The 14,059-nt window shown below is 64.6% G+C and carries 17 protein-coding genes; 4 read left to right on the top strand and 13 right to left on the bottom strand.

The features are described from left to right. Nucleotides 1–25: 25 nt before the first annotated feature. Complete coding sequence (locus GO308_RS15135) at nucleotides 26–1,297, bottom strand: Y-family DNA polymerase (RefSeq protein ID WP_240886027.1); 1,272 nt, start codon at nucleotides 1,295–1,297, stop codon at nucleotides 26–28. Then, entirely contained in the window at nucleotides 1,294–1,719 is a 426-nt protein-coding gene (gene umuD / locus GO308_RS15130; RefSeq protein WP_240886026.1) for a translesion error-prone DNA polymerase V autoproteolytic subunit, read from the bottom strand. The genes GO308_RS15135 and umuD overlap by 4 nt, the downstream gene beginning before the upstream one ends. Before the next feature lie 820 nt (nucleotides 1,720–2,539). On the opposite strand from umuD, the gene GO308_RS15125 reads away from it, so the two are divergent. Next, entirely contained in the window at nucleotides 2,540–3,097 is a 558-nt protein-coding gene (locus tag GO308_RS15125; RefSeq protein ID WP_240886025.1) for a hypothetical protein, read from the top strand. A gap of 19 nt (nucleotides 3,098–3,116) precedes the next feature. On the opposite strand, the gene GO308_RS15120 is transcribed toward GO308_RS15125, so the two are convergent. The 3 genes from GO308_RS15120 to GO308_RS15110 all read right to left on the bottom strand — a co-directional run bounded on the left by GO308_RS15120 (nucleotide 3,117) and on the right by GO308_RS15110 (nucleotide 4,844). Then, nucleotides 3,117–3,551 carry a hypothetical protein gene (locus tag GO308_RS15120; protein WP_240886024.1) on the bottom strand — a complete coding sequence of 145 codons (435 nt, stop codon included), beginning with the start codon at nucleotides 3,549–3,551 and terminating at the stop codon, nucleotides 3,117–3,119. Between the two features lie 246 nt (nucleotides 3,552–3,797). Next, nucleotides 3,798–4,637: a GIY-YIG nuclease family protein gene (locus tag GO308_RS15115; RefSeq protein WP_240886023.1), complete on the bottom strand. Its 840-nt coding sequence runs from the start codon at nucleotides 4,635–4,637 to the stop codon at nucleotides 3,798–3,800. A 48-nt stretch (nucleotides 4,638–4,685) separates the two neighbouring features. Further along, complete coding sequence (locus GO308_RS15110) at nucleotides 4,686–4,844, bottom strand: hypothetical protein (RefSeq protein ID WP_240886022.1); 159 nt, start codon at nucleotides 4,842–4,844, stop codon at nucleotides 4,686–4,688. Nucleotides 4,845–4,936: 92 nt separating this feature from the next. Between GO308_RS15110 and GO308_RS15105 the strand changes: the two genes are divergently transcribed. Further along, entirely contained in the window at nucleotides 4,937–5,419 is a 483-nt protein-coding gene (locus GO308_RS15105; protein WP_240886021.1) for a hypothetical protein, read from the top strand. Nucleotides 5,420–5,439: 20 nt separating this feature from the next. On the opposite strand, the gene GO308_RS18740 is transcribed toward GO308_RS15105, so the two are convergent. From GO308_RS18740 to GO308_RS15075, 6 genes are all read right to left on the bottom strand, one after another. Further along, on the bottom strand, nucleotides 5,440–6,399 hold the full coding sequence (locus tag GO308_RS18740) for a GGDEF domain-containing protein (RefSeq protein ID WP_240886020.1): 960 nt from the start codon (nucleotides 6,397–6,399) through the stop codon (nucleotides 5,440–5,442). A 47-nt stretch (nucleotides 6,400–6,446) separates the two neighbouring features. After that, nucleotides 6,447–6,680, bottom strand: a complete 234-nt coding sequence (locus tag GO308_RS15095) for a hypothetical protein (RefSeq protein ID WP_240886019.1) — start codon at nucleotides 6,678–6,680, stop codon at nucleotides 6,447–6,449. 117 nt (nucleotides 6,681–6,797) lie between these two features. Continuing rightward, nucleotides 6,798–8,018, bottom strand: a complete 1,221-nt coding sequence (locus tag GO308_RS15090; protein ID WP_240886018.1) for a C-terminal helicase domain-containing protein — start codon at nucleotides 8,016–8,018, stop codon at nucleotides 6,798–6,800. A gap of 305 nt (nucleotides 8,019–8,323) precedes the next feature. Further along, nucleotides 8,324–9,484, bottom strand: a complete 1,161-nt coding sequence (locus GO308_RS15085) for a tyrosine-type recombinase/integrase (RefSeq protein ID WP_240886017.1) — start codon at nucleotides 9,482–9,484, stop codon at nucleotides 8,324–8,326. 103 nt (nucleotides 9,485–9,587) lie between these two features. Next, on the bottom strand, nucleotides 9,588–9,986 hold the full coding sequence (locus GO308_RS15080; protein WP_240886016.1) for a type II toxin-antitoxin system VapC family toxin: 399 nt from the start codon (nucleotides 9,984–9,986) through the stop codon (nucleotides 9,588–9,590). Then, complete coding sequence (locus GO308_RS15075) at nucleotides 9,979–10,227, bottom strand: AbrB/MazE/SpoVT family DNA-binding domain-containing protein (RefSeq protein WP_018251286.1); 249 nt, start codon at nucleotides 10,225–10,227, stop codon at nucleotides 9,979–9,981. The genes GO308_RS15080 and GO308_RS15075 overlap by 8 nt, the downstream gene beginning before the upstream one ends. A 232-nt stretch (nucleotides 10,228–10,459) precedes the next feature. On the opposite strand from GO308_RS15075, the gene GO308_RS15070 reads away from it, so the two are divergent. Then, the gene (locus GO308_RS15070) at nucleotides 10,460–11,116 is read left to right on the top strand and encodes a recombinase family protein (protein ID WP_046408804.1); all 657 of its coding nucleotides are present in this window, start codon (nucleotides 10,460–10,462) and stop codon (nucleotides 11,114–11,116) included. 111 nt (nucleotides 11,117–11,227) lie between these two features. On the opposite strand, the gene GO308_RS15065 is transcribed toward GO308_RS15070, so the two are convergent. Continuing rightward, entirely contained in the window at nucleotides 11,228–12,802 is a 1,575-nt protein-coding gene (locus GO308_RS15065) for a DUF4403 family protein (RefSeq protein WP_240886015.1), read from the bottom strand. 142 nt (nucleotides 12,803–12,944) lie between these two features. Between GO308_RS15065 and GO308_RS15060 the strand changes: the two genes are divergently transcribed. Further along, entirely contained in the window at nucleotides 12,945–13,514 is a 570-nt protein-coding gene (locus tag GO308_RS15060; RefSeq protein ID WP_240886014.1) for a DUF4142 domain-containing protein, read from the top strand. Between the two features lie 66 nt (nucleotides 13,515–13,580). On the opposite strand, the gene GO308_RS15055 is transcribed toward GO308_RS15060, so the two are convergent. Continuing rightward, nucleotides 13,581–14,012 carry a MarR family transcriptional regulator gene (locus tag GO308_RS15055; protein WP_093064544.1) on the bottom strand — a complete coding sequence of 144 codons (432 nt, stop codon included), beginning with the start codon at nucleotides 14,010–14,012 and terminating at the stop codon, nucleotides 13,581–13,583. Nucleotides 14,013–14,059: the final 47 nt, after the last annotated feature.

Genomic DNA, 14,059 nt, shown 5'->3' with positions numbered 1-14,059 from the left:
TGCCGCTCGGACTCGTTCCCGATCGCTACGCGCGCACCACCGGCACGTCGGAGATCCGCGTCGTGTACGCCGGCGACTTTGCGGCTGCTCGCATCCGCCACTCGCGCTTGAACCCCTGCGTGCCCGGAACGGCGGTGAAACGACCGAACTTGCCGTTGATGTCGTCCAGTGCCGCCATCAGCCGCTCGCGCCGCCCAGTGTCGGCCTCGTCCTCGAACAGCGTGCGCGGGCGCAGCTCGGCCGAGACGAGATCCTCTAACATCACCCCCGCCTTGGTGTAGGCGTAGCCGTCGCGCCAAGCATGCTCAGCGCCCTTCCGAGCGACACGGACCAGCTCCAGCCCGTCGGCCGTCATCGGGTGGAGGCTCAACGTCCTCGACGCGCCATATTGCGGCCGATCAGCGAAGCGATTGGTGTGGAACAGGACCGTGAGTCGACCAGCAACCAGCCCATGCGACCGCAGCTTCTCGCCGGCGCGCATCGCATACTGCGCGATCGCGCCCATCAGCACGTCAAAGTCCGTAACCGGCTGGCCGAAGGATCGCGTCACCGCCATCCCCTTCCGCTGGGGCTCGATCGTCTCGACCACCGCGGCCGGTACACCGCGCAGCTCAGCCACCAGGCGCTCCAACACGACCGTCCCCATGCTCCTGGCCTGCTTGACAGGCATGTCGCGAAGCGCCGCCGCGGTGTGGATGCCGAGATCCTTCACCTTCCGCGCCGTCGCGCTACCCACGCCCCAGACGTCCTCGACCGGGAACCGCTCGAGCACCCAGTCCCGGATCGGCTCGTCGCGCAGGTCGGCGACGCCGTCGAAGAGCGGGTTCTTCTTCGCGGCCGCGTTCCCGAGCTTCGCCAGCGTCTTCGTCGGTCCGATCCCCACGCAGGTCGGAATGGTGGTCCACTGCAGGACCTGAGCGCGCATCGCCTGCGCGTGCGCCACAAGATCACGATCCTCGAAACCCGCCAGATCCAAGAAGCTCTCGTCGATACTATACACCTCTATGTCCCGCGCGAACGGCTCGACCGCTGCAAGCACCCGGCGCTGCATGTCGCCATAGAGGGTGTAGTTCGAAGAGAGCACATGGATGCCATGCGCCTTGATCTTGTCCTTAATCTTATGGATGGGATCACCCATCTTGATGCCGAGTGCTTTGGCCTCGTCGGAACGAGCAATTGCACAGCCGTCGTTGTTACTGGCGACGACGACGGGAACGCCCTTTAATCTTGGATCAAAGGCGCGTTCGGCCGAGCAATAGTAGGAGTTGCAGTCGATAAGCGCGATCGGGGTGCTCATACATACCGACGCGCGAGCCCGACGACGACGCCCCAAATCTCGACATATTCGTCGACGACGGTGTGCGGGTAGCCTTCCGCTTCCGGGACCAGCCAGAGTCGACCATCCATCCGCTTCAGCCGCTTCAGGGTGCGGTCGCCATGGACCAGGGCGACAACGATGTGCCCTGGCCGGGGCGTCTTCGCGCGACTCACGACGATCAGATCGCCGTCGTTGATGCCGGCGCCAGTCATTGAATGCCCGTCCACCCGCATCACGTAACTCGCGGCCGGCTGCTCGATCAGCCATTCGCCAAGGTCGATCGGCTCCTCGAGATCGTCCTGCGCAGGGGAGGGGAAGCCCGCGGGAGTCCGGCACAGCAGGATGCGGACCTCACGCGGGACCATCTCATAGGGGATCTCTGTCAGGCGAACAGCATACATGAATCGGGTCTCGTGCGGGCAATCAAGCCGTCATAACGCGCATGAGAACATTTTGGGAACGGGGTAGCGGATCGGACTGGCGCAAAGCGGTGGCTTGCGACGAGCCATGGGGCGTGACATTCTGCACCGGAACGGAGGCAACAGCCACGTTCATGGGACCGTGGGACGAGCCGAAGGCCGTCTGTGCGCGAGCAGCAGCTCATCTCCCAACCGGCGTAAGCCGCGGCGCACCACCTTGATCGACATCGAGGAGCCCGGTCGTGCCGAGTATCAAGAACCACCGCTCAGCCAGTTTTCATACGCAAGAAGGACGCTGCCTCTACTGCGATCAGCCGATGTGGCTGGTCGACCCAACGGCCTTTGCGACGCGATGGGGCCTCTCGCGAAGGCAAGCCGCCCGCCATCAGGCCACCGCCGAGCACCTCCGACCGAGATGTGACGGGGGCCGAGACGTCGCAGGAAACATCGCGGCCGCGTGCAACTACTGCAACCATCACCGACATCCACGGGGCCGCGCAACACCCGCTCTGTCACCGGCCGAGTACCGCGCCCACGTTCAGCGCCGGCGGGCGCGGAGAGCCTGGCACGGCTTCTGGCCGCTCATCGACGTTGCCGGAGGCGGCACTTCACCTCGCCCGCCGTCAAGTGTCCACGTCTTAGCCGGCTGAAAGCGGCAGCGACATCGCGACGCAAGGATGCGCGACCACAAGAACGCCAGCGGCACTTTGCCCCTCCCGGTGAAGTGCCGCGAGCGGTCAAAGTTCACTTCGGCGCGACGTGTGGGATTCACTTGGCGGGCCGTCTGTGCTCTTAATGTTCCATGTTCCAGCCCGACCTCTTCTCCCTCGAGGAGCGCGCTCGGCCGATCGAAGCGGAGGTGCAGGAGCGTCCGCTCGACTTGCCGGCGATCCTCGAACGGCTGACCGTCGTCTGCGAGCGTCCACGCTACAGCTTCATGGTACTGAACCTGATCGCCCAGGCGAGCGCGCAAACGGGTTCGGCCGGTCCGTACATCCGTGAGGGAAGCCGGCGCATCCCGGTGCGCGATTGGCTATGCGATGCGCTGGTGCCGGTCGCGCAGCGCGATCCTCGCCGACGCGCGATCGCGGACAAGGTGCGCCAGGAGCTCGAAGCGAAGCGCGCGCTCCCGCTGGACCCCGACGCGGCCGAGCGGATCGTCGACGCTCAGGTCCGCAAGCGGGTCCGCCAGTCGGGCCGGACCAACGTCAGCCGTGCCGTCTCCGAGCTCGTCAGGGCCGGGTTGGTCAGACGCCACTATCAGGGCTACCGGGTCGACCACCACAACCGCGGCGCCCAGCGTCAGGCGGTCTACACCATCACCGACGAGGCGCGCCGCGCGCTTCACCCCGGTCGCTGAAACCCGGCCAGCTAAGTCTTTAAGGGCTGGCGTCAGCCCCTACACGCGCGAAGTCAAACGAGGGCTGCACGAGCCTTTCCCGGATGGCATCGACAGCATGGTCTAAAGTCGGCTTGAGTGCGTAAAGGCAAACCAACCCCCATAGAGCGGGCCAAATCAAAAGCACCGCCACGAAACCCGGAGCCTCCGAGGTGTTGGGCATTCTTGGAATCTGCTGAGCCAGAGACTCAGCCGCTGATCCGCCGACTTTCATCGATATCGGGACCATCAGCGCGACGGAAACGGATAGGAAAGCTCTTGCTATGCTCATCCCAAGACGCTCGCCTTTCCTGCTCGTGATATAATGCTTCTCAACAGCGGCCCAGTAGAAAGCCAGCATCATGTACGCGGCGAAAAGGGTCACCATCGGCACCTGAAACTGCATCGCCGACACAAACCACGACTGGTCGATCACGAGGAAGAGCCAAGGCGCCACTCCCGATGGGAGCATAGTCCAGCGCAGTACCTGGAGAGCTCGGCGACTGCCGCGTTTGCTCAACATCCTCGACCTCGTTTGAAGACTCTAGGGACCAGAACCATACTCCCGTGAGATGGTGACACTCCGTTCCGCTGCGACAAGGCGGAATCTGATCCATTGCGCAACCGGGCGCGACGCTACGAATATGTTCGTTCCGCCCCACACGTTCGGCGACTGTCATCGTCAGTTTCGGTTGAGGCCCATCTCGCGGCTCTGCAGCTTCGCCTTCCAAAGCTGCTCAGCGCCGATGATCTCCTCAACCGTGGCGCTTGATCCGCTCACCTCGAGGATGCTCACCTGATAGTCGCTTGGATCGCGGCTCTTCAATCCGACGTTCCCGCCGTGACCGTCTCCGGCATAAGTCAGCCAGCGACCGAAGAACCCGCTCTCGCCGGTCGCCGATCCGACATACTGCTCCCGGGTGCGGGGGCAGGTCAGCAGGTACACCCCGCGCGCAGCCGCCAGCGCCGCGATCCACCCTTTCGGCAGCGCCTCGAGCGTCGACAAGTTGCCGAGGAACCGAACGTAGCCGGGGAAGGCCTCCTCCTGAAAGGACCGGCTCAGTTCGAGGATCGGCTTCGACTGACTGCCCGCGCGCTGGATCCAGCTGCGGGTCCCAGCACCCCAGTCGATCGTCACGCGACCGACAAAGTCGTCTAGCGCGGCGACTGGGCCCTGCGCATAGAGATCAAGCGGCCGCGCGCCGCCCTCCGTGGCGAGCTTGTGACGTAAAGGGTCGATCAGATCGTCAGGCGCGTCCCCGATCAGTGAAACCTCATACAGACCGACGAACAGCGTCGCGGCCGCGGGCGTCACAACGAAGCTCGCCCAGTAGCTGCCGGCGAGGCGCGGGCGGTTCTGTGCCGTCTGCAGGCTCTGGTAGGTCAGAAAGCCCGCTCGATCGTCGCGCCACAGCGAATAAGGAGTACGGCCCGCGCCCGCCTGGGTTTGATGCCGGAGGAGCCGCACCTCAGCCGGCGCAACGCCGGCGTCGTCGAGCAGGGCATTGAACGTCAGCGCCATGCGTTGACGATCACTGACAGGGTTGTGGCAGCGCCAGTCGGCCGAGCGTCAGTAATCGAGATTGCGCCGCTCCATCTCATTAGCGGCGACGTCAGCAATCGGCCCGCGACCTTCCTCCCGCTCGTACAGCGCGATCACCTCACGGTCGCTAAGCGATTGGATCCGCTCGCGCCATTGCTCCGCAGAGAGTTGCTCGGTGTCGGTCATCATGCGACCATATCGCCCCGACCGCACAGGTAAACTGGAAACGGCCGACCATCACCATGTACCCCCTTTCGCAGACCCTCGCGCGCGAACGCATGCTCTATGCCTCGCCGATGATCGCCGCGCCGAGCGTGATGTTGATCGACATGCCCGCCCGACACCGCGGGGAGGGGCTGGCGCTCGGCCGCTACTATGCCATCATTCTGGAGACAGACGAGGAACGCGCCGAGCTGGACCGCTTCCTCGACGAGCCACGGTCGGCCGCCGTCGCGCCTGACCTCCTCGATCGACGCCCGTCGGCAATGGTCGCCGACAACGTCCTGATCTCCCGCTATGAGCCGCCAGAGGAGGGGTGGCCTTGGGTGCTGGTCTGCCGCTGGCCGGAGCCATATTCGCGCGTCGCGAGGGACACGCCCGGCTGCGAGATGGCGCGGGGTTGCTACACGATGGAGGTGTTCGAGCATCCCGACGACGTCGAGGAACACAGCATTGCGCTCCTCGAGCAGCTCGGCACGCATGGGGAGCTCTCAATCCGTACGCTCACCCCAGCATCGCTAAGCCAATCCGGGACTGCCTGACCCTAGCTCTCGGGAAGCGCTCAGCCTGAACGGGGCGCACGACGCGCGTCGACGTCGACCAGGTGCCGCTCACTCGACACGCGATTTCGCCCCTCGCTCTTGGCGGCGTAGAGGAGGCCGTCCGCGGCGGCGATCGTCGCCTCGACGGTACGGCCACGTCGCGAAACCACGCCGGCAGAGAACGTCACCTCGCCAAGCGGCTTATCGTCCTCCCGAAGCCGGAACCGCTTCGCCGCGAGCGCCACACGCGCGCGATCGATGAGATCGACGGCCATCGCCAGCTCGCCTCGCTCGAACAGCACCATGAACTCCTCGCCGCCCCAGCGGCCGACGGAGTGGGGCGCGCACGTTTCCGAGAGGACCCCAGCGACCGCCCGCAGGACTCGATCGCCGACACCATGCCCGTGCGTGTCGTTGACCCGCTTGAAGTGATCGACGTCGACCAGCGCGAGGCACAGGCCATCCGGCGCCGCGGCGAGGTGGTCCTCCAGCGCGGCGCGATTGAGAAGCCCGGTCAGCCGATCGCGATTGGCTTCGCTACGGAGCGCATTGAGCTCTTCCCGAAGGCGCTGCGCCTGCAGGGTCGCGTCGGAGAGGCTCCTTTCCGCCGTGGCGGTGCGCTCGATCATTGCAGCCACAACGGCGCGCACGTTCGGAACGTCCTCGGCCAGAAGCGATGCCGATGCTTGAACCAGATCCCGGTTGAGATCGCCGGTAGCGCTGAGCGTGTCACGGATAATGTCGAGGACGCGCACTGTCATGTGATCGAGCTGCGGACCGACCACATCGCCAACGCTGCCCCGCGGTTCGCGCTTGGACGAGATTCTGAGAACCTCCGCCGGCGAAATCCTTACGCCGCCGTCGACGACGGCACGGACATCCTCGACCAGGCCGGGGTCACTGCCGAACAGGTAGCTGTGCGCGAAGGCGAAATGAGCCGGCGTGTGATCAAGCCGATGATTGTCCAGGAAGCGGAGCACCTCCGCGCCCGACCGAGCTTTACCAGACCGTGCCACGTCGCGACCTGTTAGTGCAGCTGCGCCGCCGCAAAGCTGAGACGACGCATCAGGGCCTGACACTCCGGCGTCTGCAGCATCGCTTCGGCTTCTTCCTCGGTTCGCGGGATCGGTGCGTCGGTCATCACGTCTATCGCGTATTGAAGATGAACCGCGGGGTGCGACGCGTCGATGCTGTCCAGCATATCGAGTGCCTGGCGGGCAAGCGTGATTGCCGCGCTAAGGATTTCCTGTGGGTCAAGCATTCGCGTCCCGATCGGAGGAGCCGAGTGGAAAAGGGACGACGGCTAGCACGACGTTAAGGCCCGGCGCGGCCGTAAGGGTCCACATTGAACCTTTCTGCTGCCCGTTGCACGCCGTCATCAGGTCGCCTTCAGAGTGCTCCATGCGTTGCTGAGCAGCGCCTCGACGTCGCTGCGGGCCAATACTTCGCTCGCGGCCGCCCATGTGTCCGGCTCCAGCAGGTCGGTCCCGTATCGCGCCTCGAAGGGATCGAACCGTCGGCGCGGCACCGTGTAGGCGCGTAGCCGCTCTTCCAGCGTCTCAATGTCGTCGATCCAATCTGCGTCGATCGTCTCCGGTAGGGTGCCGAGTATGTCGCTCGATTTCCTCAGGCGCTCGCTCAGCACGCGGTAGACCTTCTCGTCGATCGTCCCCGCGTATGTGAGATTGGCCATGTCGACCCTAGACCGCGCCTGTCCGAAGCGCTTGATCCTGCCTATGCGCTGTTCAAGTCGCGCGGGGTTCCAGGGCAGGTCAACGTTGATAAGTGTTCCGAGTGTCTGAAGGTTCAAGCCCTCACAGGCCGCGTCGGTAGCGACCACGAGTCTTACCTCCCGCTCCGCAACGAGCCGCTTGATCTGTGCGCGATCCACATTCGTGGCATCGCCGCCTACAAGAAGGCGCGATTTGCCAGTGCCGGCGTACAACGCGACGACCTGGCTCGGAGCGTTCCTGCTAAGCGCCCCGGCCATCCATGCGGCCGTCTCGTAATACTGGCTGAACACGATGCATCCCATGCCACGCCAGCTCTTCGGACCGGTCTGGTGCTCGTCCAGAAAATACTCGACCGCGCGCAGCTTCGGGTCCTGACCTCCGGACAGTGCGTCGATGATGATTCTCAGGTGGCGCCTTTCATCCTCGCGGGCGTCAAAGCCGTCTCCGTCGAGCTCCTCCTGCACCTCGTCGTCCAAATCCTCCTCTCCGAGCAGGGCCTTCGCGGTCCCGATGGCGGCCGCCTGACTGGAGCACAGGCGTTGGAGCAGGAGCGTCTTCATAAATCCGGCGGGCTTGTCTCGACGGGCGTAGGCCTTCGTGAACCCGTTAACCGCCGTCAGCGCGGCATCAAAGGCTGACGACGTGTAGAGGCTGAGGCCGTCGAACAGATGAGACGGCCCGGGAAGATCCTCGCTTGGGTGGATGTCGACAGGGAGGCTCGGGATGAGGCCGAGCCGTTCGAGGTCGCGGCGCTTTCTCAGCACTACGTGCCGCAAGAGCGGGTTGTCCCGCTGGAAGTAGCCGAGACCGTCTTGGCGCGAGGTCAGCTCCATCTCGGCCTTCGTAGAGATCACGATGTTGTTCATGTCGGATGGAAAGCGCGTGGTGGTCCAATCGCGCTCGCCCAAGTCCAAACTGCTCCTAATATCGGCGAGCAAGTCGTCACCGTCAGTGGGTGGGAACGGGTTGGTCAGCAGCTGCCACCCTTCTCGCAAATCTGCGATTTGCCGCTCCCCCTTAAGAAATGGCAACACCCGATCCGGCCGCTGCCACTGCGACCAAACCTGTCTAGCGGAACATGCGGCGGTATGCCTTGGCTGTGCCGAAGCACGACCTCAATGGTGCTTTGCATGCCGCAGTGGCGGTTTGAGCCTGGCCGAGGTTACGCTCCTCATAGAAAGCCTCGTCCCGCATGATCCTTGAACCGCTCGGCCGATCGCACGTACTCCGAGAGGATCTGCACCGTCTTGTGCCGGCTGACCTCCTGCATTTTGAAGATCGTCGCGCCGTGCGCGGCGCTCTCGGTAAGGAATCCGGCACGCAAGGAGTGGCCGGCAAACTGCCGCTCGTCGAGCCCAACCTTGCGCGCCGCGGCCTGGACCAGCCGCGCCACCGCCCGATCACTCATCCCCTCAGCCGTAAGTTCGTCCCCCCGCGTCAGCCGTCGGAACAACGGGCCGCCGTCATGCTTGGCCGCCGCCATCCACGCTAGCAGATGCGCCTTGGGCCGCAGCCGCGAGCCCTCAAGCACCGCAACCTCCGCGCCTTCCTGTCCCTGGTCGGTCTTTGATCGCCCGATGGTGACCCGCAGCCCCTCGGGCACGAGCTCGACGTCGTCGACCGTGAGCGCGACCAACTCGGAGCGCCGGAGCGCTGCCGCCATTCCGATCGCCAGGACTGCCCGATCGCGCAGCGCCCGGAGTCCATCACCGGTGATGGCAGCCAGCATCGCCTCGAGGATGCCGGCATCGGCCGCGCGCTTGCGCGTCTTCTTGCCGCCGCGGCTGTTGCGGACCCCAGCCACTGTTTCGCGCAGTCTGCCGGCATCGGGCTGTGCGGTCGGGGCCACGAAGTTCTCGGCACGGTGATAGTGCCCGATTGCCGCCACCCGGCGCTCGATCGTTGCCGGCGAGCGCCCACGATCGGCATCCCAAGCGACGAAGCGCCGCACCAGCTCGGCCGACGCCGGCAGCGGACATTCACCACGCTCCGAGCACCAAGTCGTGAAGATCACCCAATCGGCGGCATAAGCCCGGTGCGTGTTGTCCGCGCGGGCGGCGCGCGCATAGGCGTCGGCGCGCTCGGTCTCGAGGTCGACGATCCCGGGCAGTGTCGGCGTCGGTCGTAGCGCGAGATCCGTCGTGGCCGGCACCAGCTCGGCCGGCTCGACGACGACGAGAGCGCGGGAGGTTGGCAGCGGTTCGGGGTCGGTCGGGTGTTGCACGAGGCGGGCCAGTTCGGAAACGAGTTGCCGGTTTTCGGAAACTTCTTTCCGCGAATCTGCCTGTAGGTTTCCCTGAAATGGTGGACGCAATCCGTCCTCCAGCAGCATCTGAAAAGAGTGGATCTGCGCCCGAAACAGTGGACGTCAGGCGCTCTGTTCCGCCACAACTCGCCTGCCTGAGCCTACCGTACCCAAAAGCACGAATGTGCGGCTAATCTGCCAGCGGTCGTACGTTGGTGATGGTGACGCCGACCGCAGCGCTCGCCAGCGGACCGTCAGTCGTGAACATCTCCGCCTGCAGGTCGATCGCCAAGGCAAGGCACGCTCGGTCACCAAGCGAGAGGCCAAGCGCCTTGGTCGACGGCCGGAGGTCGCCTATTATCAGTGCCTGGGCAGGAGAGAGCGGCCGGACGTCGAGGTGTAGCCCGCCAAGTGCCTCACGCACTTCGTCGAGCGGCAATCCTCGGTCCCGAAGCTTGGAGACGACCTCGGCGAGGTTGGTCGTTCCGATGATGCTACGGGTGAGGACGTCGACTACCCGATCCGCCCCGGGCTCGTCGTTCAAAAGGCAGAGCAGGGCGGAGGCGTCGAGTACGATCTTGCTACTCACGCTCCGCCTCACGCCGGCGCTCCGCGATCAGTTCGTCAGCCAAGCCGACGCCTTCGGGCACATATTTGCGAAGGATCGCGCGAGCCCGTTCGAGCGCCTTGGGCACGGACCGTACCCGCAGCTCGCCATCGTCCACATCGACGAGAACGGTGTCACCCGTGGTGATCCCGAGCTCACGGCGCATGGCCGCGGGGATCACGAGTTTACCACCATCTACAATCTTGACCCTCTGCGCTTCCATCTGCACTGAACTCGCTTGGCTGACCCAATTTCCAGATCATACCGGATTTGGCGCTGACGGGAAGCGCGAAGCAGCGCACTTTAGCGCGCTTGGTGATCAGTCCTCGTTCATGTCCGCTCCCATTAGCTACTTAGGCCTGGCTTGCTGAGCTAGGCTCGACAGGATCGGCGCTTGCTATTTCGAGCCGGTTGCCACAGCGGTGGCTCACAAGGGTGTACCCAACGGAGCCAACATGAGTACGACAGTCCGCGCTGCTCGCGTGTACCTGCGCGTCAGCACCGACGAGCAGGATCTTGAACGACAAGAGGCGATGGTCGTGTCCTCGCGTGCCGCGGGGTATTATGTCGCAGCTGTTTATCGCGAGAAGGCTTCCGGCGCGCGTCCTGACAGGCCCGAGTTGCTTCGCATGATAGCCGACCTGCAAATGGGCGAAGTGGTTATCGCCGAAAAGATCGATCGGATCAGTCGCCTGCCGCTGGCTGAGGCGGAGAGGCTCGTCACCGCTATCCGCGACAAGGGAGCGAGGCTAGCCGTACCAGGAATCGTGGATCTTACCGATCTTGCCGAGGACAATGGCGGGGTGACGCGCATCGTCCTAGAGGCAATTCAAGACATGTTACTGAGGGTTGCGCTTCAGACCGCTCGCGATGATTACGAACTGCGCCGCGAGCGGCAGCGGGAAGGCATAGCGATCGCCAAGCGGGAGGGACGCTACACCGGTCGAAAACCAGACTTGGCCCATCATCGCCGCATCGTCTCACTTCGTGAGGCTGGGATGAGCATAGCGAAAACGGCGGCGCTGGCGGGTTGCAGCATCGCACAAGTCAAGCGCGTCACAGCCCTCCACCGGGCGACCAAGCAGAGCGATGCGCGTCCGACGATACCGTGAGACAGAGCCGGATGATTTGATTTGACCTTTGAATAGTTCTGCCAAGATCGAAAGAGGCTGCAGCGTTGCCGCTGGGACGATCAAGCAGGCGTCAAGGCTGCAGCAGAGATCTCAATTTCCGGCCCGCCGTGGCGCAAGGCCGATCGTGGCCGTGCCGCGCCCCCATACCGGCAGGTAGACGCCTTGCCCCGCCGCCTTCAGCTGGCCCGTCCGCACGTCCGTGATGCGGGCGCGCACGATCAGGTCGCCGATACGCTTCTCGTCGATCGCACGGGTGATCTTGCCGAACAGCTTGTCGAAATCCTTTTCGAAATTCTGGGTCAGCGCGGCTGACACAGTGCCAGATATGCCGGGAGTGTTGGCAAGCTTCAGCAGCAGGCTTGTCCGGACCGAGTCGGTCACACTGGCGACGGTGAGATCGTCGAACGCGACACGGCGATCGTTGACGGCGTTGCGCGGCGTGGCGGTAAGCCAGATCGTGCCCCGCGAAGGCTCCCCGCCTTCGGCTGCCGCGCTGAAGCGAAGCCCGACTGCGATCTTGCCGCCCGTCGTGCCGTAGATGGTCACTTGGTGGAACTGCGCGCGCACGGCCCCGACACCGGGCACTTCGAAGGGGCGGCGCGACCGCTTCACCAATGCCTTGGCGAGGACCGGCTCCAGCTGACGATAGTCGGCGATGACGGGTATGGCGAACAGGATGCGGCCGGGTCCGGGCTGCGTGCGCGTCATGTCGGGGAGCGGCCGGCGCTGCGGATCAGGTGGCCGGTCGCCGACGAACGTCTCCGTAACTGCCGTCAGCCCTAGAGCCAGGTTCACCCGGTTGCGCGAGATGGTGTAGCCTCCGTAGCTCAACTGCCGGGGCGTGATCCGCATCCACACCGGCGGGTTCGCCCGGTTCAGTTGGACGGAGGTGAACGCCGACCCCCAGACCTGCGCGACCTGCTCGCGCAGCTGCAATCTGCCGAGTTCCTGCGGCAGCGAACGCTCCAGGCGCGCGACGACGCCGGCGAGCTTGGCGTCAGCCTTGCTGGTGAACTCGATGCGCTGGCCAAGGAAGTCGACGTGGGGCTCGTCGGTCCAGTCGTAGGCGATCGACACCGTGCCGCGCGGCGACCAGTCGCGGGCGATGTCGAGCCTGATCACAGCCCGGACGCGGGCGTCCGCCTCGGCCGTTTCCCGGCTGAGTACGCCTCCCACGTCGCGCGCGCTGATCGCGGCGTGAAGCGGCATGGTGACAATGATCGTTTTTCCCGAGCCCTCCAGCACCAGCGGCCCTCGGACGACGGTGCCGGTGATGCGGCACTGGATGGCGGGCGTCTTTATCTTCGCGAAGAGGATCTTGACCTTCTTCGGCGGAAGGCAGGTCTGCCCCGGCTTGTCGATCGACCAGAGGCGACGTGGAATCGCCTGTTCGAGGCTTCGGGCCAGCTTGTCCAGGTCCGCGACGATCGGCACATCGACGGTGGACGTCTGCGGTGGCACGTTGATCGTGTCCGTCGCTCGCGGCGGCGCCTGGCGAGGCGTTCGGTCGCAGCCAGCGAGGCAGGCGACGCAGAGCAGGACGGATGCGATCGAGGCACTCGAGACTTCGCTCCTGCGCAAGAAGGACCCGGCAGTCCGGCCTGGCGCTTCAGCTTTTGACGCTGCCGGCGCGGGAACGGTCCCCCTGGCCGTCGTGTTCTTCATCGCCGCGCACCTCCAGCCGTCCGAGCGGCCATCCATCCAGTGGGTTCACCAAACGAGTTTAGAGAAAGGGAACCGTTCCGTTTCCTTATCGTTCAGCTCGTTGATTTCGGTCAACGCCTCACAACACCAATGGAGGATCTCAATGAAGACTGCGATAGTGGCTGCGTTGCTCACCCTGGCGCCGATACCAGTGTTGGCGCAGGCCGTTTCGCCCGCCACTTCGGGAACGATGACCAGCGCCGACGTCGGCGTTTCGCCGATCGCGAGCCAGAGCGGACCCAATTACGTGCTCGCGGCGGCCGACGCCAACCTTTACCAGATCAAGGCCGCGCAGCTCGCCGCGACACGCGCGCAGCGGGATGACGTCAAGGCCTATGCCAAGCGCGTGCTGGCGGAAACGCAGAGCAGCCACCAGGCGCTACTTGCGGCGCTGAAGAACGATCAGCGCACGATAAAGGCGCCGCCCTCGAGCCTGTCCGCCAACCGAGCCGCCCTGCTCAAGCTGCTCCAGAAGGCGCCCAAAAGCGCGTTCGACAATCTGTATCTGACCCAGTCCGCGCAGGTCCAGCAGGCCGCATGGGCCGTGCACAAGGGTTACGCGCAGGATGGAACCGATCCGGCGCTGCAGCAGGTCGCCGGCACTGCGGTCCCGGTGCTGGAGAACGAGCTCACCACTGGCAAGTCCCTTACCCCCTCCGGGCTTGCAGGATAGGTGAAACCGGCCGGGCCAGGTCGATGAAGCCCCCCTTCGACCTGGTCCGGCATCTGTTTGCGGCGATCACTGTCTGGAGTGCAGCCGGCGGAATTGCTCCCGTGCTTCGGCGCGCATGAGCTGCTGCATAACAATCCAGTAGCCCGTGACGGCTGTTTCTCCTGCCGCTTGGTAAGCGTTCGCCATGTTGCTCCTGAGATGCTCGAAAAGCGCGTTTTCTAGCGCTCGTCCCTTATCGGTCAAAGAAAGCAGCTTCTGACGACGATCGCGCTCCCCGACCCGTCCGGAGACGAGCCCGCGATCCATGAGGTCCCTCATGACCCTGCCAAGCGATTGCTTGGTGACGCTTAGAACGTCCAGGAGTTCGCTGACGGAAATTTCGGGATGCCTCCCCAAGAAATAAAGAACGCGGTGGTGTGCCCGCCCGAGGTTCTGCTTAGCCAGCTCGGTATCGACATGAGCCAGATGGGATCGGTGAGCAAAGAACATCAGGTCCATCCCTCCCCTGATCGCGTCATCACGCAGATACTGGGCAGGTGGCGGCA

The organism is Sphingomonas sp. SFZ2018-12 (genome assembly GCF_022496715.1).
GTDB lineage: Bacteria > Pseudomonadota > Alphaproteobacteria > Sphingomonadales > Sphingomonadaceae > Sphingomonas.
This window is presented reverse-complemented; position numbering and strand designations above follow the sequence as displayed.

What these genes read in the sequence shown, in the direction of transcription:
- GO308_RS15135 (WP_240886027.1), bottom strand. Translation starts at nt 1,297, where the DNA reads ATGAGCACCCCGATCGCGCTTATCGACTGCAACTCCTACTATTGCTCG.
- umuD (WP_240886026.1), bottom strand. Translation starts at nt 1,719, where the DNA reads ATGTATGCTGTTCGCCTGACAGAGATCCCCTATGAGATGGTCCCGCGT.
- GO308_RS15125 (WP_240886025.1), top strand. Translation starts at nt 2,540, where the DNA reads ATGTTCCAGCCCGACCTCTTCTCCCTCGAGGAGCGCGCTCGGCCGATC.
- GO308_RS15115 (WP_240886023.1), bottom strand. Translation starts at nt 4,637, where the DNA reads ATGGCGCTGACGTTCAATGCCCTGCTCGACGACGCCGGCGTTGCGCCG.
- GO308_RS15110 (WP_240886022.1), bottom strand. Translation starts at nt 4,844, where the DNA reads ATGACCGACACCGAGCAACTCTCTGCGGAGCAATGGCGCGAGCGGATC.
- GO308_RS15105 (WP_240886021.1), top strand. Translation starts at nt 4,937, where the DNA reads ATGCTCTATGCCTCGCCGATGATCGCCGCGCCGAGCGTGATGTTGATC.
- GO308_RS15095 (WP_240886019.1), bottom strand. Translation starts at nt 6,680, where the DNA reads ATGCTTGACCCACAGGAAATCCTTAGCGCGGCAATCACGCTTGCCCGC.
- GO308_RS15090 (WP_240886018.1), bottom strand. Translation starts at nt 8,018, where the DNA reads ATGAACAACATCGTGATCTCTACGAAGGCCGAGATGGAGCTGACCTCG.
- GO308_RS15085 (WP_240886017.1), bottom strand. Translation starts at nt 9,484, where the DNA reads ATGCTGCTGGAGGACGGATTGCGTCCACCATTTCAGGGAAACCTACAG.
- GO308_RS15075 (WP_018251286.1), bottom strand. Translation starts at nt 10,227, where the DNA reads ATGGAAGCGCAGAGGGTCAAGATTGTAGATGGTGGTAAACTCGTGATC.
- GO308_RS15070 (WP_046408804.1), top strand. Translation starts at nt 10,460, where the DNA reads ATGAGTACGACAGTCCGCGCTGCTCGCGTGTACCTGCGCGTCAGCACC.
- GO308_RS15065 (WP_240886015.1), bottom strand. Translation starts at nt 12,802, where the DNA reads ATGAAGAACACGACGGCCAGGGGGACCGTTCCCGCGCCGGCAGCGTCA.
- GO308_RS15060 (WP_240886014.1), top strand. Translation starts at nt 12,945, where the DNA reads ATGAAGACTGCGATAGTGGCTGCGTTGCTCACCCTGGCGCCGATACCA.
- GO308_RS15055 (WP_093064544.1), bottom strand. Translation starts at nt 14,012, where the DNA reads ATGGACCTGATGTTCTTTGCTCACCGATCCCATCTGGCTCATGTCGAT.